The organism is Ligilactobacillus faecis, from assembly GCF_029889745.1.
GTDB classification, from domain to species: Bacteria; Bacillota; Bacilli; order Lactobacillales; family Lactobacillaceae; genus Ligilactobacillus; species Ligilactobacillus faecis.
On sequence record NZ_CP123639.1, the window covers coordinates 1,114,882 to 1,131,192 of the forward strand.

15 protein-coding genes are annotated in these 16,311 nt (G+C 40.6%); 5 read left to right on the top strand and 10 right to left on the bottom strand.

Features of this window, described 5'->3' with window-relative positions; translation table 11 throughout:
- Positions 1 to 176 precede the first annotated feature (176 nt).
- Positions 177 to 4,748: a S8 family serine peptidase gene (locus tag QFX10_RS05315; protein WP_280607161.1), complete on the bottom strand. Its 4,572-nt coding sequence runs from the start codon at positions 4,746 to 4,748 to the stop codon at positions 177 to 179.
- 164 nt (positions 4,749 to 4,912) lie between these two features.
- On the bottom strand, positions 4,913 to 6,511 hold the full coding sequence (locus QFX10_RS05320) for a peptide ABC transporter substrate-binding protein (protein ID WP_280607162.1): 1,599 nt from the start codon (positions 6,509 to 6,511) through the stop codon (positions 4,913 to 4,915).
- A 180-nt stretch (positions 6,512 to 6,691) separates the two neighbouring features.
- Between QFX10_RS05320 and QFX10_RS05325 the strand changes: the two genes are divergently transcribed.
- The 3 genes from QFX10_RS05325 to QFX10_RS05335 are packed head-to-tail and all read left to right on the top strand — an operon-like array spanning position 6,692 to position 8,778.
- The gene (locus tag QFX10_RS05325) at positions 6,692 to 7,474 is read left to right on the top strand and encodes a threonine/serine exporter family protein (RefSeq protein WP_280607163.1); all 783 of its coding nucleotides are present in this window, start codon (positions 6,692 to 6,694) and stop codon (positions 7,472 to 7,474) included.
- Entirely contained in the window at positions 7,474 to 7,926 is a 453-nt protein-coding gene (locus tag QFX10_RS05330) for a threonine/serine exporter family protein (RefSeq protein ID WP_280607233.1), read from the top strand. Before QFX10_RS05325 ends, QFX10_RS05330 begins: the two co-directional genes overlap by 1 nt.
- A 57-nt stretch (positions 7,927 to 7,983) precedes the next feature.
- Positions 7,984 to 8,778: a tyrosine-protein phosphatase gene (locus QFX10_RS05335; RefSeq protein WP_280607164.1), complete on the top strand. Its 795-nt coding sequence runs from the start codon at positions 7,984 to 7,986 to the stop codon at positions 8,776 to 8,778.
- A 31-nt stretch (positions 8,779 to 8,809) separates the two neighbouring features.
- On the opposite strand, the gene QFX10_RS05340 is transcribed toward QFX10_RS05335, so the two are convergent.
- The 4 genes from QFX10_RS05340 to QFX10_RS05355 are packed head-to-tail and all read right to left on the bottom strand — an operon-like array spanning position 8,810 to position 11,857.
- Positions 8,810 to 9,655 carry a DUF72 domain-containing protein gene (locus QFX10_RS05340; protein WP_280607234.1) on the bottom strand — a complete coding sequence of 282 codons (846 nt, stop codon included), beginning with the start codon at positions 9,653 to 9,655 and terminating at the stop codon, positions 8,810 to 8,812.
- Positions 9,656 to 9,681: 26 nt separating this feature from the next.
- Positions 9,682 to 10,092, bottom strand: a complete 411-nt coding sequence (locus QFX10_RS05345; RefSeq protein WP_280607165.1) for a peptide deformylase — start codon at positions 10,090 to 10,092, stop codon at positions 9,682 to 9,684.
- A gap of 46 nt (positions 10,093 to 10,138) precedes the next feature.
- Positions 10,139 to 11,299: an MFS transporter gene (locus QFX10_RS05350; protein ID WP_280607166.1), complete on the bottom strand. Its 1,161-nt coding sequence runs from the start codon at positions 11,297 to 11,299 to the stop codon at positions 10,139 to 10,141.
- A gap of 3 nt (positions 11,300 to 11,302) precedes the next feature.
- Complete coding sequence (locus QFX10_RS05355; protein WP_280607167.1) at positions 11,303 to 11,857, bottom strand: DUF536 domain-containing protein; 555 nt, start codon at positions 11,855 to 11,857, stop codon at positions 11,303 to 11,305.
- Positions 11,858 to 11,990: 133 nt separating this feature from the next.
- On the opposite strand from QFX10_RS05355, the gene QFX10_RS05360 reads away from it, so the two are divergent.
- Complete coding sequence (locus QFX10_RS05360) at positions 11,991 to 12,206, top strand: hypothetical protein (RefSeq protein WP_280607168.1); 216 nt, start codon at positions 11,991 to 11,993, stop codon at positions 12,204 to 12,206.
- Between the two features lie 33 nt (positions 12,207 to 12,239).
- Here the strand turns inward: QFX10_RS05360 and cbpA are convergent, their stop codons facing one another.
- The 4 genes from cbpA to QFX10_RS05380 all read right to left on the bottom strand — a co-directional run bounded on the left by cbpA (position 12,240) and on the right by QFX10_RS05380 (position 15,449).
- Positions 12,240 to 12,875 carry a cyclic di-AMP binding protein CbpA gene (gene cbpA, locus QFX10_RS05365; protein ID WP_280607169.1) on the bottom strand — a complete coding sequence of 212 codons (636 nt, stop codon included), beginning with the start codon at positions 12,873 to 12,875 and terminating at the stop codon, positions 12,240 to 12,242.
- A gap of 175 nt (positions 12,876 to 13,050) precedes the next feature.
- Positions 13,051 to 14,019, bottom strand: a complete 969-nt coding sequence (locus QFX10_RS05370; RefSeq protein ID WP_280607170.1) for an L-lactate dehydrogenase — start codon at positions 14,017 to 14,019, stop codon at positions 13,051 to 13,053.
- A gap of 6 nt (positions 14,020 to 14,025) precedes the next feature.
- Positions 14,026 to 14,355 carry a hypothetical protein gene (locus QFX10_RS05375; RefSeq protein WP_280607171.1) on the bottom strand — a complete coding sequence of 110 codons (330 nt, stop codon included), beginning with the start codon at positions 14,353 to 14,355 and terminating at the stop codon, positions 14,026 to 14,028.
- A gap of 5 nt (positions 14,356 to 14,360) precedes the next feature.
- Positions 14,361 to 15,449: a S8/S53 family peptidase gene (locus tag QFX10_RS05380; RefSeq protein ID WP_280607172.1), complete on the bottom strand. Its 1,089-nt coding sequence runs from the start codon at positions 15,447 to 15,449 to the stop codon at positions 14,361 to 14,363.
- Positions 15,450 to 15,744: 295 nt separating this feature from the next.
- Between QFX10_RS05380 and pth the strand changes: the two genes are divergently transcribed.
- Positions 15,745 to 16,311: an aminoacyl-tRNA hydrolase gene (gene pth / locus QFX10_RS05385; protein ID WP_280607173.1), complete on the top strand. Its 567-nt coding sequence runs from the start codon at positions 15,745 to 15,747 to the stop codon at positions 16,309 to 16,311.

Consider the following 16,311-nt stretch of genomic DNA (forward strand, 5'->3'; position numbering starts at 1 on the left):
GCAAAAAGTATAGAGCCATAAAAAATAGAGGTGAAACAAACATGTTTCACCTCTATTTTTGTCCTGCGAACAGAACAGATAGGAGGATTGTAGATTCCTGATAGAGCGACTGTCATCAACTATCTTATTTCGTAACTAGAAAAGATCAGCGTTCTTTCTGTTGGTAGGTAAAATGTTTAGCGCTGCCGGGACTTTTTGAAGAGAGTTTTGCCAAAGCCTAAGAGACCGGTTGTTAAAACAGTTAGCAAGCCTAGTAAAGATAGTTTAGAGGAAGTTTCACCAGTTTGTGGTAGTGCTGTTTTAGCGTCAGTAACTTCAGTGAGCGTGTGCGCTTGATCAGTGTTATCTGTTTGGACAGTTGCAGTTGTTGATCGTTGTTTTCCTTCGTCTTTTACAAGTGGTTGCACTTGATCAGTGTGGTCTGTTTGACCAGTTGAAGTCGCTGGTTGTTTTTTGGCTTCATCACTTACGAGTGGTTGTGCTTGATCAGTGTGGTCTGTTTGACCAGTTGAAGTCGCTGGTTGTTTTTTGTCTTCACCATTGACGAGCGGTTGCGTTTGACCTTGAGCAGGATCTTTTACTTGGAAAACTTTGACAGTTTCTTGGTAAAGATCAACTAAACGGTATGTTCCAGGGGCAAAAGTGCTTGTCAGCTCTAGCGGATGCCAATTTTTTGTCACCTCGTCATACTTTTCTAAAGCAATGATCGGTTCTTTAGTAACTTCTTTGCTAGCTTGCTCTGGAGTTAGGATCTCTGTTTCTGGTTCAGGGCGTTTAGGACGATAATGGACATAGAATTTACGCGTGGTGATGTTCCCTGTCACGTCCTGCACTTCAAGGGTATAAACGTGAAGTGTTTCTTCACTTCCTGCGACAAAACCATCTTCATTTAAAGTAAAGGAGCGTTGGAACTGATAAGGCGCATATGGATGAGCACCATGATCGACTCCAAAAGTATGGAATTGCCGGAATTCATTGTCACCATTGAAGAAGAAGCGGTAACCATCGAGATTATCATTTGCTGTACCTGTGAGTGTGAAACGAGGTTCGTTTGTATAAACTTGATAAGTATCACCAACTAAAGTATAAGTCGAAACATTATCAAAATTTAGTTCAGGTAAAACAGTATCTAAGATCAGTTGCAAAGTTCCCCGCGTCTTTTGACCATCTTTTGTTGTGTAGATATAGGCCAGTGGGCGGCTAGCAGTTGGTCTGATCTTAAAGCTGAAGCTAAAGTTTCCATTAGGATCTAAATGAGCTTTATTTTTAGGGTCATTTTCAGATGGACTATCACCTAAAAAGATCAATTCACTGACTTGATCGGAGACTTTTCCTGTAACGGTAAAAGTTTCACTGTGAGGATCGTAGAGACCTAAGTTGATCGCTTGGGCTCCGAGCCAATTATAATCACTATCTTTTAAGTTACTGAAAGTGATCTCACTATTAGGCTCACTTCGAGTCGTCAGATCGCTCAAGGCGTGTCCTGGTAATGGGCCAGGCGTCCCTAAAGTTGCTGGATCAGCTAATTCATCTGTGACTGAGGTCAAAAGCTCACTAACATCAGTAAATGGCTGCGTTTGCGCTGGATAAGCTGGATCAGTTGCGACTCCCAAGTAAACACCGGTCGGATCTGTTTTTTGGGCTAAGTTGAAAGTCGGACCGCTGATCTCAGTCCAACCAGTTAAAACAGTGCGTGTTCGACCAGACGGAACAGAGATCGTAAATGTTGCCAGACCGTCTTTAACAGTTGCTTCGTAGACTGTATCATTGAAGTAATCTTTGGCAAACGCCCGTACATTTTGCCCTTTTGTGACAGCAGCATAGACTGTGACTTTAGTTGGATCATTTGCGACGACAGTATCAAGTTGGATCCCGAAGTTTTGTTTGCGCGTCTGAGCTTTTTGCCATTCGAAAACGGCTTTTGGTGTTGTCGTTGGTAAAGACAAGAGCACCTCTTTACCAGCTTGGTCTTTAGTAAAGACGATCATTGTCTCATTTACAGAGACTGGAACAGCATACACCCCATCATTTACTTGTACTAAAGCTCCTTGATAGTAAAAATCTGCTTGAGCACTTCCTTTGAGGATATATGTTTGTGTAGTAGGTTGATAGTCAGGTGAATCTTTAGAAAAACCAAGACCTGGTGTCGCATTCCAGACTGTTAAAGGCGTTTGGGCTGTAGCTACTGGGGCTAAAACGAGACTTTGGGTCGTGGTGTTATCAGCCGTATCACTCAAAGAGACGCTGACTAGATTTTTGGCATTGCTGAAATATGCCAACTCAGCAGGACTCAAAGTAAAATGAGCTGTCCCAGTCGTTTTAGCCTCATCAGTAAATACTGAAGCTCCTTCATTTAATTTATGACCAAAGCTGTGACCGTTGATCGTTACGACTGCATATGACCAATCTGTAAAACCAGCGCCAGTATCACGGTAAGTGAAACTAAGTGTTTGTGTAGCTAGGTCAACGTTCATGTTTTCGAGCAAAGGTGGCTTAGTATCGATGATCACTGGGTAATCTGCTGTCTGGACTTGGTTTGGACCTTCATTATAAAGTGTTGCTTCATAGCGATAGGTATATGCCCCATCTGGAGCTGTGACATATGTACCTGATGTTTGGTCGTAGATTTTTCCATCCCACTTCAAAGTCTCAGGATCATTGCGCATAGAAAGTGAAAGCGTCACATCATTATTATGCCCAGATTGGTAGGTCGATTTATCCAAACCTTTTTCATCAGCGATGATCCGGACGACTTTGCCGTTTTGATCTAAAACTTTGACTTTTAACTCTTTTAAGTTTTGTTTGACAAAAACATATGGTCGTAAAAGATCGCTTTGTTGATCATTATTTGGTGAGAAGGCGACTTTACCACTTTCATATAGTTTAGCCACTTGTTGCCAATCGTAATCTCCGTCTAAATTGACTAGTTTTTTGAGTGATTCTACGTCAGCTACGCCACGAGGATAATTTTGTTCATTGACAAAATAATTACCGCCATAAACATTTGTAGGATCATTAGCAGCTTTATCAAAGACAGCTTCTTGTGTCATATCGCCACAGTAAGCAAGGTAAGGAATGACAAGTGCTGGTGCATTTTGACTAGTGAAATTCAGCCAACCTTCAACGAGTTGATTTTGCGTTAGACCAGTCAAGTTCAAAGTATAGTCGACTTTGAGACTGGAGTTAGCTTTGATCGTCACTTCTTTTGGTCCGTAAACATGAGCTCCAGCTAAGTAAGTATCATAATAGCGGCCTGTCACAGGATCGCGTTTTTCAGTTAAACCACCGCCAAGATCATCAAAAGTATATGTTTGGTCGGTCGAACTGATATTATGGAAAGTCAGTGTAAATGTTGTCTGTGGACCAACTTGACGTAAGGAAAGTGAACTTGTTTCGTCTGGAGTCGTAATATAGACTGGCGAAGATGTTGCCGCTCCAACGTTGATCTGACCAGCGCCTTGGCGTCTCGGCGAGACTAAAGAACCATATTTTTGATCGGCCATCGGGGTTGCCGTATTCATCAAAAGAGCTTTGGTGGCTTGTACTAAAGCTGCATTTTTTAAGGAAGTTTCTTGCTTGAGGCGCTGACTGACTAAAGCTGCCGCGCCGGCAGCAAACGGACCAGCCATCGAAGTTCCGCTCATCGTTTTATAGCCATTATCATTTCCCGTTGAGACGATGTCGACACCAGGGGCAGAAACATCTGGCTTCAAAGTGAAATCAGGTAATGGACCCCAAGAAGAAAAACTTGCCATTTGACTATCTTCGCCTAAAGCAGATGTTTCAGCAGCAACTGTCAAAGCGTGGCGCGAAGCACCAGGATCAGCGATCGTGCTACTTGAGAAAGGCTCAAAATTACCACTTGCTCCTCCAGGACGATAAGGCAAGTCTGAACCTGTTACACTTCCAGCGTGTCCACTGTTTGAAGCCGAGATCGAAACAAAGACTCCGTGCTCGATCGCATATTGAACAGCTTTTTGCTCAACGTCGTTTTCATTAGCGGAAACGACACCTTGTCCGAGCGACATTTGGATCACATCAGCACCTAATTTAACTGAATCATAGATCGCTTGGGCGATATCGTCACGGTTTTCGTCGGCAAACTGATCATTAAAAACACGCAGACCTAAAAGTTGGCTTTCAGGGGCGACCCCAGTAGCATATTCTGTCTCAGCTGTAGCGCTTCCGTTGGCACCGATGATCCCTGCAACGTGTTGGCCGTGTTCAGAAGCATCAGGTCCATTGTCTTTGATGTAGTCATTGCTTCGTGAAGCATAATTATAGACGTAAGGAAATTTTTCAGAAGCATAACTACCATAACCTAGTTCAGCTGCTTTTTGTGTTGCAGTCGCTTGATCGATTTTTGGTGTACTTGGCGCTTGACTGAAATCTTTATGTTCGGTATCAAAACCAGAGTCGATCACAGAAACAACAGTACCTTCCCCATGAAAACCTTGATCCCAAGCCGCTTGAACATTACCTTTTTCATGATCTTTTTGAGTTGTTGGTAAAGTTTCTGCAGGTTGTGTTGTTTCCGGGTCAGCTGTTGTTTGTGCTGTGGCAGGAGGCGCTTGGTCGTTTGTTTGAAGCGCTTCGCTAGTTGGTGCTTCTTGATCGGCACGAACACTAGGGACAAGTGCGGCACTATAGAACATAAGACCTGAAGTTGTGACTAAGGCGACTGTCACCCACCGTTTTTTGGCTTTGTAAAGTTTATAACGACGTTTTTCTTCATAGAGCTTTTCCATAAAAGTCACTTCCTTTGTAATAAGTTAGACTAAATATAGCATATTACCAATTAAAAATACATCTTTTTTTAATAATATTTTACCTTAAAATTAATGTAACATTAATTATTTTATGTTTTGGACAATAAAAAAGCACTTTATCCTACAAATAAAGTGCTAGAAATTTATTTAACGACAGTAGTTTTAAAATTGTAACCTCCGATCGGAGCATATTGAAGAGCTTGGACATCTTTTTTGAGCAGAGTTGCTAAGGCTGGCTGATAGAGTGGAATCACAGCTTGTTCTTTATTTAATAGATCAGAAGCGCGCAATAGATCTGAGATCCGTTTAGCGCCACTGTTAGTTTTAGCTTGGGCTAACAACTTGTCATATTCTGGATTTTTCCACTTACCAAAGTTATAGTGACTATCAGCTGTAAAGAGATCTAAGACACTCGTCGCATCTTGATAGTCGGCCCCCCAACCCGTTGAGACAAGGTCAAAATCACCTTGTTGCATTCGCGTGATCCGATTTTTCTTATTGATGTTAGCGGTTTTGATCGTCACATGAGGTAAATTACTTTCAAGTTGGGATTGGAGAAATTCATTTGTTTTTTTGCTCAAATCTTCATCATCACCTAAGAGTTCAAGGGTCAATTCTTTTTGCCCAAGTTCTTTTAATCCTTTGGCCAAATATGCTTGAGCTTTTTTCTTATCAAAACTTGTACCAACTTTAGTAGCAGCTAGTTTACTGAAATCTTGTCCTTTATAAGACATCAGGCCTTTGGGAATGAAGCTTTCAGTCGTGATCGAACCATTTGCTAAAACGCGCTCAACAAGTTGTTTGCGATCGATCGCGTAAGAGAGTGCACGTCGGATATTCAAATTTTTAAGTGCCGGTCGTTCTTTGTTGATATCAAGATAGTGGATCCGTGCTTGCTTACGGGCTACAAAATCAGGATCCTTTTTCAGAGCTTGTGCTTGATCTTGACTTAGATCAGTCTTATCAAGTTGACCACTTTGAAACATGTTATATGAAGTGCTAGTACTTTTGGTGACTAAAAAATTGATCTTATCTAATTTAACATGGCCTTTGTCCCAATATTTAGCATTTTTAGTCAGAGACCATTTTTGTTCAGGTCCGGTCCAAGCTTTAACGGTAAAAGGACCGTTAAAAATAGCTTTTTTAGCTGAGGTCCCATATTCTTTTCCAAATTTTGCCACGGCTTTTTCATTTAGGGGAGCAAAGATCGGCGCTGTCGTCAACGATTCAAAGTAAGGGATCTTATTTTCTAAAGTGACTTGCAAAGTATGTTTATCAAGTGCTACTACGCCTAGTTGATCGGGAGCGACTTGACCAGATGCGATCGCTTTAGCATTTTTGATCCCGTCAAAAAGTTGTACATTAGCAGCACCAGTCTGAGGCGTGAGCGCTCGCCGCCAACTAAAGACGAAATCCGCCGCCGTCACAGGGTCATTATTAGACCACCGTGCATCTTTTTGTAAAGAAAACGTGTAAGTCAGACCATCAGATGAGATCTTTTCTTTAGTAACTAAGGCAGGGCTCAATTTACCGTTATTTTCTAAACGATACAGTCCTTCATAACTATTGCGTAAGATCTCTGAGCTAGTCGTATCAACTGAGAGTGCTGGATCAAGGGTCTGGAGTTCAGCTGGTTCGCTCCAATTCAAAGTTTTTGTGGCTAAGACAGGCGAACTTTGCCACAACCAAAAGGTGGTCAGACTAAAAAAAATAGCGGTAATAAATTTAGTAACTTTATGCATAAAAACACCATCCTTTTTTAATAAACTGATCTTCAGTAAGATAAAATCAATATAGTATATAATTTAACCAAAATCAACACTTTATTTAATCCGAGTCTAATTTATAGTTAATTTTTTAGCTAATTATTTGGCGATAAATCTTGTGGTACACTTGAGAAAGTGAAAGGAAGTGGCACGATCTTGCAAGCAAAAAAACACACACTTACAGTTGAAAAGGGAGAATTATTACTTGAAACAACACTTTTAGCCGGAAAGATCATGATCGAAAATGGAGCAGATATGGCACGAGTTGACGATACTCTCAAACGGATCGCCCAAAATTCAGAGATCACAACACCAGAGATCTTTGAGACAACGACTGGGATCATGATGTCGATCCCAGGGCATAATGCTCAAGTCAAAGCGATCGCTCGGCGCCAGATCGATCTAGAGCGGATCGCAATGGTCAATGAGATCTCGCGCGCTTATCAAGCTAAGCAAGTCGATCTAACACAAATGCACGAATATTTGAAAAATCTGGATAAAAGTGCTCCTGATTTTAAATTGATCTGGCTTATTTTAGGGGCTGGAACTGTGGGAGCGACTTTGGAGATCATGTATGGTGGTAGTTGGAGCGATCTTTTACCGACTTTTTTGATCAGTGCACTAGGTTATTATGTTTTTTATGCGATCAACACGCGCTTTAAAGTTAAATTTGCGAGTGAATTTTTGGCAGCTTTAGTGATCGGTCTATGTGCTTTATTTGCTGTCAAATTTCGGTTAGGTCAAGATTACGGAATGATCATTATCGGGAGCGTGATGCCACTTGTGCCGGGAGTTCCGTTGACCAATGCAGTCCGCGATCTCTTAGCTGGACATATATTGAGTGGCAGTGCCCGGGTCGTTGAAGCTTTGTTGACAGCTGTGGCTTTAGGCATGGGTATCGCTTGTGTCTTGCGTTTTTGGAAATTAGGGGGCTTATGATGACGATCAGGGAGAGCTTAGTTCATATTATTTTTAGTTATTTAGCCACGATCGGGTTTGCAGTGACTTTGAATATCCCACGCAAAGCGCTTAATGTTTGTGGACTGATCGGTGTTTTAGGCTGGATGACGTATAAAGTTTTTTATTTATGGCATAGTGGGATGGTCTTGGCTAGTTTAGTGGCAGCTTTAGTGATCGGAATTTTTTCCTTTATCGCTGCTAAAGTTAAACAGATGCCGATGGTTTTGTTCAATGTGCCGAGTTTAGTACCTTTAGTTCCTGGAGGGCAGGCTTACCGAGCAGTCTATTATTTTGCTTTTAAAGACGATGAAATGGCTTTGCGTTACTTGGTCGAAGCCGCGATGATCGCTGGCGCTTTAGCATTAGGTTTCTTTTTAGCCGAACTATTGACGCAGTTTTACTACAAGTTTTCTCAGAGTCATAAAGTTTGAATTTTTGTAGTAAATACAGTATTTTGGAAATATGTGAGAATGTTAGAGGTGAAAAGGATGGAACCACTTTTATTACCGCTTGAGCAAGGTGTCAATTTTAGAGATCTTGGCGGTTATCAGACAAAAGATGGACAGCGGATCAAGAAAAATAAAGTGATCCGTTCAGGCTCGCTGGGCAACTTATCGCCTAACGATCTAGCCTTTTTAGATGACTATGGTTTGAGGTATGATGTTGATTTTCGTTCTTCAACAGAGCGAAAAGACGCCCCAGATCGCTTACCAAACGGAGTAGATTACTATTTCACGCCAGTTTTTCCAGAAGATGAGACTAAAAGCAGTACAAAAGATCGGCGGAAAAAGATCTTTTTGTCTGATCCAGAAGCTGGTTTTAAAAATATGATCCGCGCTTATAAAGATATCGTTTTGCAAGCAAGTGCCAAAAAAGCTTACCGCGAATTTTTTGATGTTTTGCTGGCTAATGATAAGGATAAAGAAGCAGTTTTATTTCATTGTTCAGCTGGAAAAGATCGTACTGGGATGGGAGCTGTATACCTTTTGAGCGTTCTTGGAGTCGATGAAAAAACGATCCGAAACGACTACCTAGCTTCAAATAAATTCTTAGCTCCATGGGCAGAACGTGAACTTTCTAGACGTAAATTGCCGGTAGAACACCGGGAAGTCTTTTTAAGTAATCTAAAAGCCCTTGGCTCAGTTAGAGAATCATATTTAAATATGGCTTTAACGGTGATGCAAAGAGAGTATGGTTCATTAGAGGGATATTTAAAACACGAGTTATATTTAACAAAACAGCAAGTCAAAGATCTCAAACAGATCTACTTAGAAAAGCTTTAAAAAAGAGGCTCTCAGAAAACGAGCCTCTTTTTTAAAGTAATTTGAGTTGTGTCGGTGGCTTAGGAGCGAGACCAGAAAATTCAAGACCTAAGAGTTCTTTTAACAAAAGAGCGTTTGGCGCTGCATCACCAGCCGAATTATTATTGAAGATCACACAAACTTCTTTGACTTGAGATGTAAACGCTAAGATCGTCTCTTTGAACTGTAAAAGTTCTTCTTTGCTGTAACAATAAAGCGTCCGCTCTTTGCGCCAATCAGGCCCTTTTTTGAGCCAACCTTGCTGATTGCGACCATGTAAGCGCCAGAACATGAGCTCTGGAGTCGTTACATAAGGAGCAAAAGGTACTGAGGCTTCAGTCTGTGTCGGCTCATCAGCCACAGTCAAAGTAAAGCTTTGTTCCGTACAAAATTTGAGCAAGGAAGGTAAGGTCTGAGGCCGATACCATGCTTTAGTGCGAAATTCGAGGCAGATCGGGATTTGTGGTAACCATTGCCGGATCTGACGTAAATAGTTGATACTCTTTTTGGTCGGCGTAAAGTAAGGTGGAAATTGAAATAAGACGGTCTTTAACTGATCAGTAGCTAGTAAAGGAGCAAGCGCAGTCTTAAAAGCTAGAAAAGTTTGGTTAAGCTGAGCTAAAGTGATCTTTTCTTTGCTATGTCCTGTCATAACACGATTTGCTTTGACTACGAAACTAAAAGTTTTTGGAACTTTGGTTTGCCAATTTTCGATCGTTTGAACAGTCGGGATCGCATAAAAAAAGGTGTCGACTTCAACAACAGGAAAAAAGGCGGCATATTCTTCTAATTTAACTGGACGTATGTCAGCGATCAAAGCCTGGTGCTCGCTCCATGTTGTTGCACCTAAAGTGATCATCAAACTCTTCCTTTCTAAATTGGCAATTAGATCAAGATCCCATGGAGATGGTCGATCTCATGTTGAATGATCTGCGCTAAAAAACCGTCAAAAGTTTGCTTTTGTGGTTTGAAAGCTTGATCTAGATAAGTGACTGTGATCGTCTCATAACGGATCGTTTCTCTTTTACAGTCAAGCGAAAGGCAACCTTCTTTTGTTTTATAAGGGCGCGCCTTTTTGACGATCTTAGGATTAAGTAGTGCAAAGCAAAGCGGACCAGCAACACACGCAATGATCTGTTTATTTTCACCGATCATATTGGCAGCCATCCCGACACAGCGTTCTCTATTAGCTTGGAGCGTGTCTAAAAGGTCGGTAACGATCGAAGTATCGGCAGGTGTGGCACAAGTCGCTCTTTGTTGTAAAAATTTTTGATCACGATTGATGGGTCGGATCATAAAAATACCTCATTTCTTGAGCAAATTTAGTTTAAGCAAAAGAAGCCTAAACGGGCTTTTTTTTGCTTAACGGTAAAATAATAACTAAAATAGCTGCTAGTAAAAAGGAACTAGCGCCTAAAATAAAAGGGGAAAGGGGCGCTTGATCGTACAAGATCCCAGCTAGAAAAGCTCCAAAGATCCGACCAAAGGACTGTGAAGCTTGATAAGCACCTAAGATCTGTCCTTGATTGTCTTTAGTTGCTTGATTGGTGATCAACTCTTGGACCAGTGGCACGCTGATCGCGTAAAGACCATAAAAGATCAAATTAGCCAAGAAAAACCACTTTAGATCATAGGTCAAACAGACACATCCCATGAAAACAGCACATAAAACTAAGATCAGGCTCGTGTTTTGTTTGAGGTGTGGTTTTTTGACTAAATAAAGGCCAAGCGTCAAGTTTGCGCCTAAGGAGATCAAACCGACGGCTCCTTTAAAAGTTCCATTATAGCTTGTAGAAAGATCAAAGATGTCTTTTAAGTAATAATTAAAGCTTTGGTCAAAAGAAGTATAGCCTAAAAAGGTCAAAGCTGAAACAGCAAGTAGTCCCCAGACTAATGGCGCAAGCGCAGGTCGTCTTTTTGTCTGGGCTGATGTTTTTTTAGAACTTACTGTATCTGATACTTTAAGATCATTTTGTAAACAAAAATAAAATAAGATCCCAGTCAAAAATAATTGCCCGATCTGTAAGCCAAAAGCAAGCATTAGATCGTAGTCGCCGACAAGTCCACCAACAAAATAGCCTAAGGCAGAAAAAACAGTTTGGATCGCAGCGTTTAGTGTTAGATCTGCTCCCCGTGTTTTAGCAGTTGTCGTGTTAGTGATGTACGCTAGAGCACCGACAAAAAAGCTAGCACAAGAAAAACCTGCAAAAAAGCGTCCGCCTAAGATCAAGCTAGGGCTATGGGCGACGGCAAAAATGACTTGGGCTAAAGAATAGCCTAATGAACCTAAGCCCATTAAAGTTTTTGAGGCGTATTTATTTGAAAGCTTTCCAAAAAGAGGGGAGGCAACAAACATCCCTAAAGACATCAGCGCGAAGGCATAGCCAAACATCGCACTGTCTAGACCTAAAAGCTTAAAATAAGTCGGGGTGATCGGATGGGCATAATTAGCTGCAAGATTGAAAGAAGCAACTAACATAAAGAAGAGCTTACGTTGTTGCATCGACTAGTTCTTTTTCCGTTTGAGCCAACTAAAAAAGCCCCGACGCTTCTTTTTAGTTTCACTTTTGCTGATCGCATTTGTATCACGATAACTCACTCCAGGAGTGTTGTATAAGATCTGCGCAGCTGTGCTATTTTCCGGCAATTGTCGGTTGATCTCAGCCGCTGTGATCTTGATCGCGTCAGGATCTGTTTCTTGGAGTGCTAATAGGTCATTGAGCTGCTTAGTTGCTGAAAGCGTCAATTTTTGTTGATGATCGATCAATTGATGTAATTCGGCGATCTGGCGATCTTTTTCACGCAATTGTTCGTTGATCAATTCTAATTGTTGTTGTAATTGGTCAAGATGTTTTGTGTTGATACTTGGCGCTTGCTTTTGATTTGTTGGCAAGAGCAGTTCTTGTTGAGCGCGTTTGAAAGTTTGTTTGTCATAGAGCTTAGAACGTCCCTTTGATTTGATAGGTTCGATATGATTAACTTTTAAAAAGCGATAGATGGTCGAGCGGCTGACCCCGACTCCATCAGCTAGCTCTTGACTAGTGTAGTACTTTTCAGCCAATATGGATCAATTCCTTTCGTATAAAGTCGTTTGGGTTAATTTTACCATAATTTGGGTTAACTTGTAGACGATGTTTGAAGTCAAAAGCCACTTAGTGCTAAACTGAAAGTACCACAAGAAGGGATGGTCATTTATGTTTAAGACACAGATCAATGCTGATGTCCCGATCAATGAAGGCTCAGGTCAGATCATGACAGAACTTCCTTTTATTCCTCATAAAGGGGATTTTATCATGGTCGGGGATGAGCAGACCCAATGGGAAGTAGTCAGCAGCACTTTTATCGTGCATGATAAATTTCACCCGAAAAAAGATTTTGTCGATTTAGTTGTCAAAGTCAAACAAATCTAAAAAAGAGCGCCTCGACTGGCGCTCTTTTTTAGATCAAGCTTGTAAGTCTTCGATCTCAGGAACTTTAAAGTTTTTTCGTTCCAAACTTGCGACGATCCGTTCTAATTTTTCATGGGAAACATCAGATGGGAGCGTAAAGAGCGTTCGGCGTACGAGTTCTCCTTGTTGTACATCTAGAGTGATGCAACTAGCGATCGAAGTATATTTAGTAATGATCTTAGCCATATCAACGAGATCACCTCGTTCACCAGAAGAAACAACAGTCAAAACATAGCTACCAACGTTAAAGTTCCACGATTGGGTCAACATGTCTAAAAGACGTGTATGTGTCAAGATCCCATAAAAGAAGTTGTTTTCATCTAACACAGTGATGTAAGGGAGATCTTTGATCGAGAAAAATACATTAAAAAATGCTGAATCTATCGCAATGAACTTGTTTGCATTTTTTAATAAATGGGTAACAGGTAAACTCATATCGCCCCCACGAGATTTGTGGCGGTAGATGTGCATTTTGTAGATATTTCCACGGAAAAGTTTACCCGTTTCGTCTAAAATCGGAACACAACGATAACCGGAATCTTCTAAAACCGTAAGTGCTTCTTCGAGTGTGATATCCTCTTTGACAGTCACAAGATCTTTTTTGGGTTTGATCAATGTTTTTAGTAACATACGTTTCACCTTTACTTTCATTTCATTTTCATAATATCCTAATACATAATATAACATAAAAAAATCAGTAAGGTGATAAAATTTCATTTTTTCTCAAAAATAAATTAAAAAAGTCGAGATAAAAAAATAGCCATGGTTTTTTAAGACCATGACTATTTTCCGTAAGAAATTAAGCTTACTTGTCTTCTTCTAAGCTCTTCAAGCCGTTTGTAAGAACTTCTTTCAAAGTCTTAGCAGAATCTTGCATGTGTTTAAGTTCTTTTTCGCTCAAAGGAACTTCGATAACTTGTTTTACACCTTCAGCATTAACAACGGCTGGTGTACCGATGTAGATATCGTTTAGACCATATTGACCATCTAAGTAAGCTGAAACAGGTAAAACTGTATCTTCGTCACGTAAGATAGCTTTTGAGATACGTGCAAGAGCAGCAGCAACACCATAGAATGTAGCACCTTTGCGGTTAATGATCTCATAAGCTTTGTTACGAACGTCATCTTCCATCTTATCAAGAGTTTCTTGAGATACGTTGTTTGCTTTAGCCCATTCTAAGAATGGCACACCACCGATAGTTGCTGATGAGTAAGCAGCAAATTCGGAGTCACCGTGTTCACCCATGATGTATGCGTGCATAGAACGTGGGTCTTTGATGCCTGTAAGGTCAGCCATAGCAACACGAAGACGTGCTGTATCCAAAGATGTACCTGAACCTAAAACGCGTTCTGTTGGGAAACCAGAGAACTTCCATGTAGCATATGTCAAGATGTCAACTGGGTTAGCAGCAACTAAGAAGACACCGTTGAAACCAGAGTCAACGATCGGTTTAACGATGGATGACAAGATGCGTAAGTTCTTGTTAACAAGGTCAAGACGAGTTTCGCCCGGTTTTTGAGGAGCACCTGCAGTGATAACAACTAAGTCTGCATCTTTGCAGTCAGAGTATTCTGCAGAGTAGATCTTCTTAGGATATGTGTAGCCCGTAGCGTCGATCAAGTCTAAAGCATCGCCTTCAGTACGTTCTTTAACAACGTCAACGATACCAAATTCTTCAGCGATACCTTGTAAAGCCATTGCGTAAGCATAGCTAGAACCAACAGCACCGTCACCGACTAAAATAACTTTTTGATGATTTTGTGTTTTTGACACAGTAATTCATCCTTTCTTAAGTAACTTATTGATACCCCATAAGTATAACATGTTTTTTTTAAAATGGTGTAAAGTTTTCATACTTTGTGAAGAATTTCTTTTTACGCTCTCAAAATAAGTGAAAGTTCGATTTAAAATTTCATTCCGCCGACGACCCCAAACAGCACATATAAAACTAAAAAGCAAGCAAAAGTTACTAAAAATAACGCATGGACGCTGAAAAATACTTTTTGCAGTTTCGACGGGCGGAAAGGAAAGTAACGGAAGTAAAAGAGCAGTTGCAATAAAAAGAAGCAACTGAGCAAAAACAAGAGCAAGTATTGCATATTTTTTCACCTACCTTACATTTTTGTCGGCAAGAGCAAAAAGGCGACAAGACCTAAAAGAAGCATTTCAGCTACTAGCAGTTTCCAATAACTTTGTTGGCGTTTGAAGTGCAGAAAACAGCTCAAAAGGCCAAGCAAAATAAACAAAAAGAGGGTAGCTAAAGCTAAACAAGTATAGAGTACTTCTAAAGAAGAAATATGCTTTGCAAAAAATTTGCTACTAAATGTTTGCTGTTTAGTGAGCGCTGAAGCACTAAAAAATTTTTGTAACATTGCTAAAACTTCAGATCTAGTCTTGCCTAAAGCAAAATAGTTTGCGGCTGCACCAGTGACAAAGGCCGTCCCAAAAGATGTTCCTTCGACATAAACGAGTTGTTGCTCTTTAGTTAAAGCGATCTGTGTGAGGGGCGCATAAAAAGCGATCGCTTTATTTTGTCCTAAAGGTTGAAAATATTGATCATAAGTCCCGACTAACAAAACGCCTTTGAGTTTTGAAAATAACGAGAGCGTCGTGGGATCTTTCAACGTATAAGCCGAAGCAAAAACAAGTCCACCTTGGCGTTGATAAGTAGCGAGCAACTCTTTGACTTTAGGCGTCAAGTGTTTAGGTAACAAACTGAGATTTAAAAGATCGACCTGGTCTTTTAGCGCTTGTGTAAGGGCGCGTTCTAAGTAAGCATTTTTGACGAGGCCTGCTCGATCAACGACCTTATAGGAATAAAGTGTGGCTTTGGGAGCGATCCCGAGCATGAGGCGTTGATCATCTTTAGCCGCAATGATACTTGCCACTTTAGTCCCGTGACCAAGTGTATCGAAGGGATCATTTTGTGTTGTTGCGTCAAAGTATTTGACCCCTGCTAGTTGACCCGCTGTTTTTTTAGCGACTCCAGAATCGATAAGACCGACAGTTACTTTTTTATGAAAATGAGCGGTTGGATCGAGCTTAGGATAGTACAAAAAAGTTGCTTGCCCAACATGTTGTTCCTTGAGCGTAAAGCCTTGAAAATCATTGGCGGAATAACTGACCAAACTTTTAGGAAAGATAAAACAAAAAACGAGAGCACTAAACAGTGTCAAACAACTAAGATAACGAAGAAATTTCATACGAGCCCACCTTTCTATATAAAATTTAGGAAATGTTATCATTCTTTCTAAATCATGTCAACGCTTACATTATCTCAAGTTATTTATGTAAATCGTTGCAATAAAGCTGACTTTTCGCTCATAGTTGACGGCCCAGGCGTAAAAAATGTTATAATGTTCAAAAATATCGCGCGCGTTTGTTAAGAACGTGCGTGTTAAAATATCAGCAATGTACACTGACCAAACTGATTTTAGAGTATGGTATGAATGAAGTGTACATCTTTTTTCTGTTTTGAAAATGAAAGGTTTTGAAAAAATGAAATTGATCGTTGGTTTAGGAAATATTGGTCCGCGTTATGAAAAAACGCGGCATAATACTGGTTTTATGGTCGTAGACCGTTTTGCTAAAGAACATGGACTTTCCTTTGACAAAGAAAAGTTTGAAGCTCAGTTGGCGCAAGGTTTTGTTGCCGGTGAAAAAGTTTTAGTCGCCAAGCCAACGACGTATATGAACGAATCAGGACGGGCCGTGCGCAAACTGATGGACTTTTATGATATCGATCTCGAAGATGTGATCATTGCTTATGATGATATGGATCTAGCTTGTGGACGTTTGCGTTTACGCCAACGTGGCTCAGCTGGAGGTCATAATGGGATCAAAAGTTTGATCGCGCATTTAGGAACCCAAAATTTCAATCGGTTACGTGTAGGGATCGACCATCCTAAACAAATGAAAGTCGTCGATTGGGTCTTAGGGCGCTTTACGCCTGAACAAACTGTAGCCCTTGAGCCAGGCTTGAAAGAAGCTACGGCTGCTTTAGATCATTGGCTCAAAACAGCTGATTTTGCTCAAACGATGAATGAATATAATCGCAGTAAATAA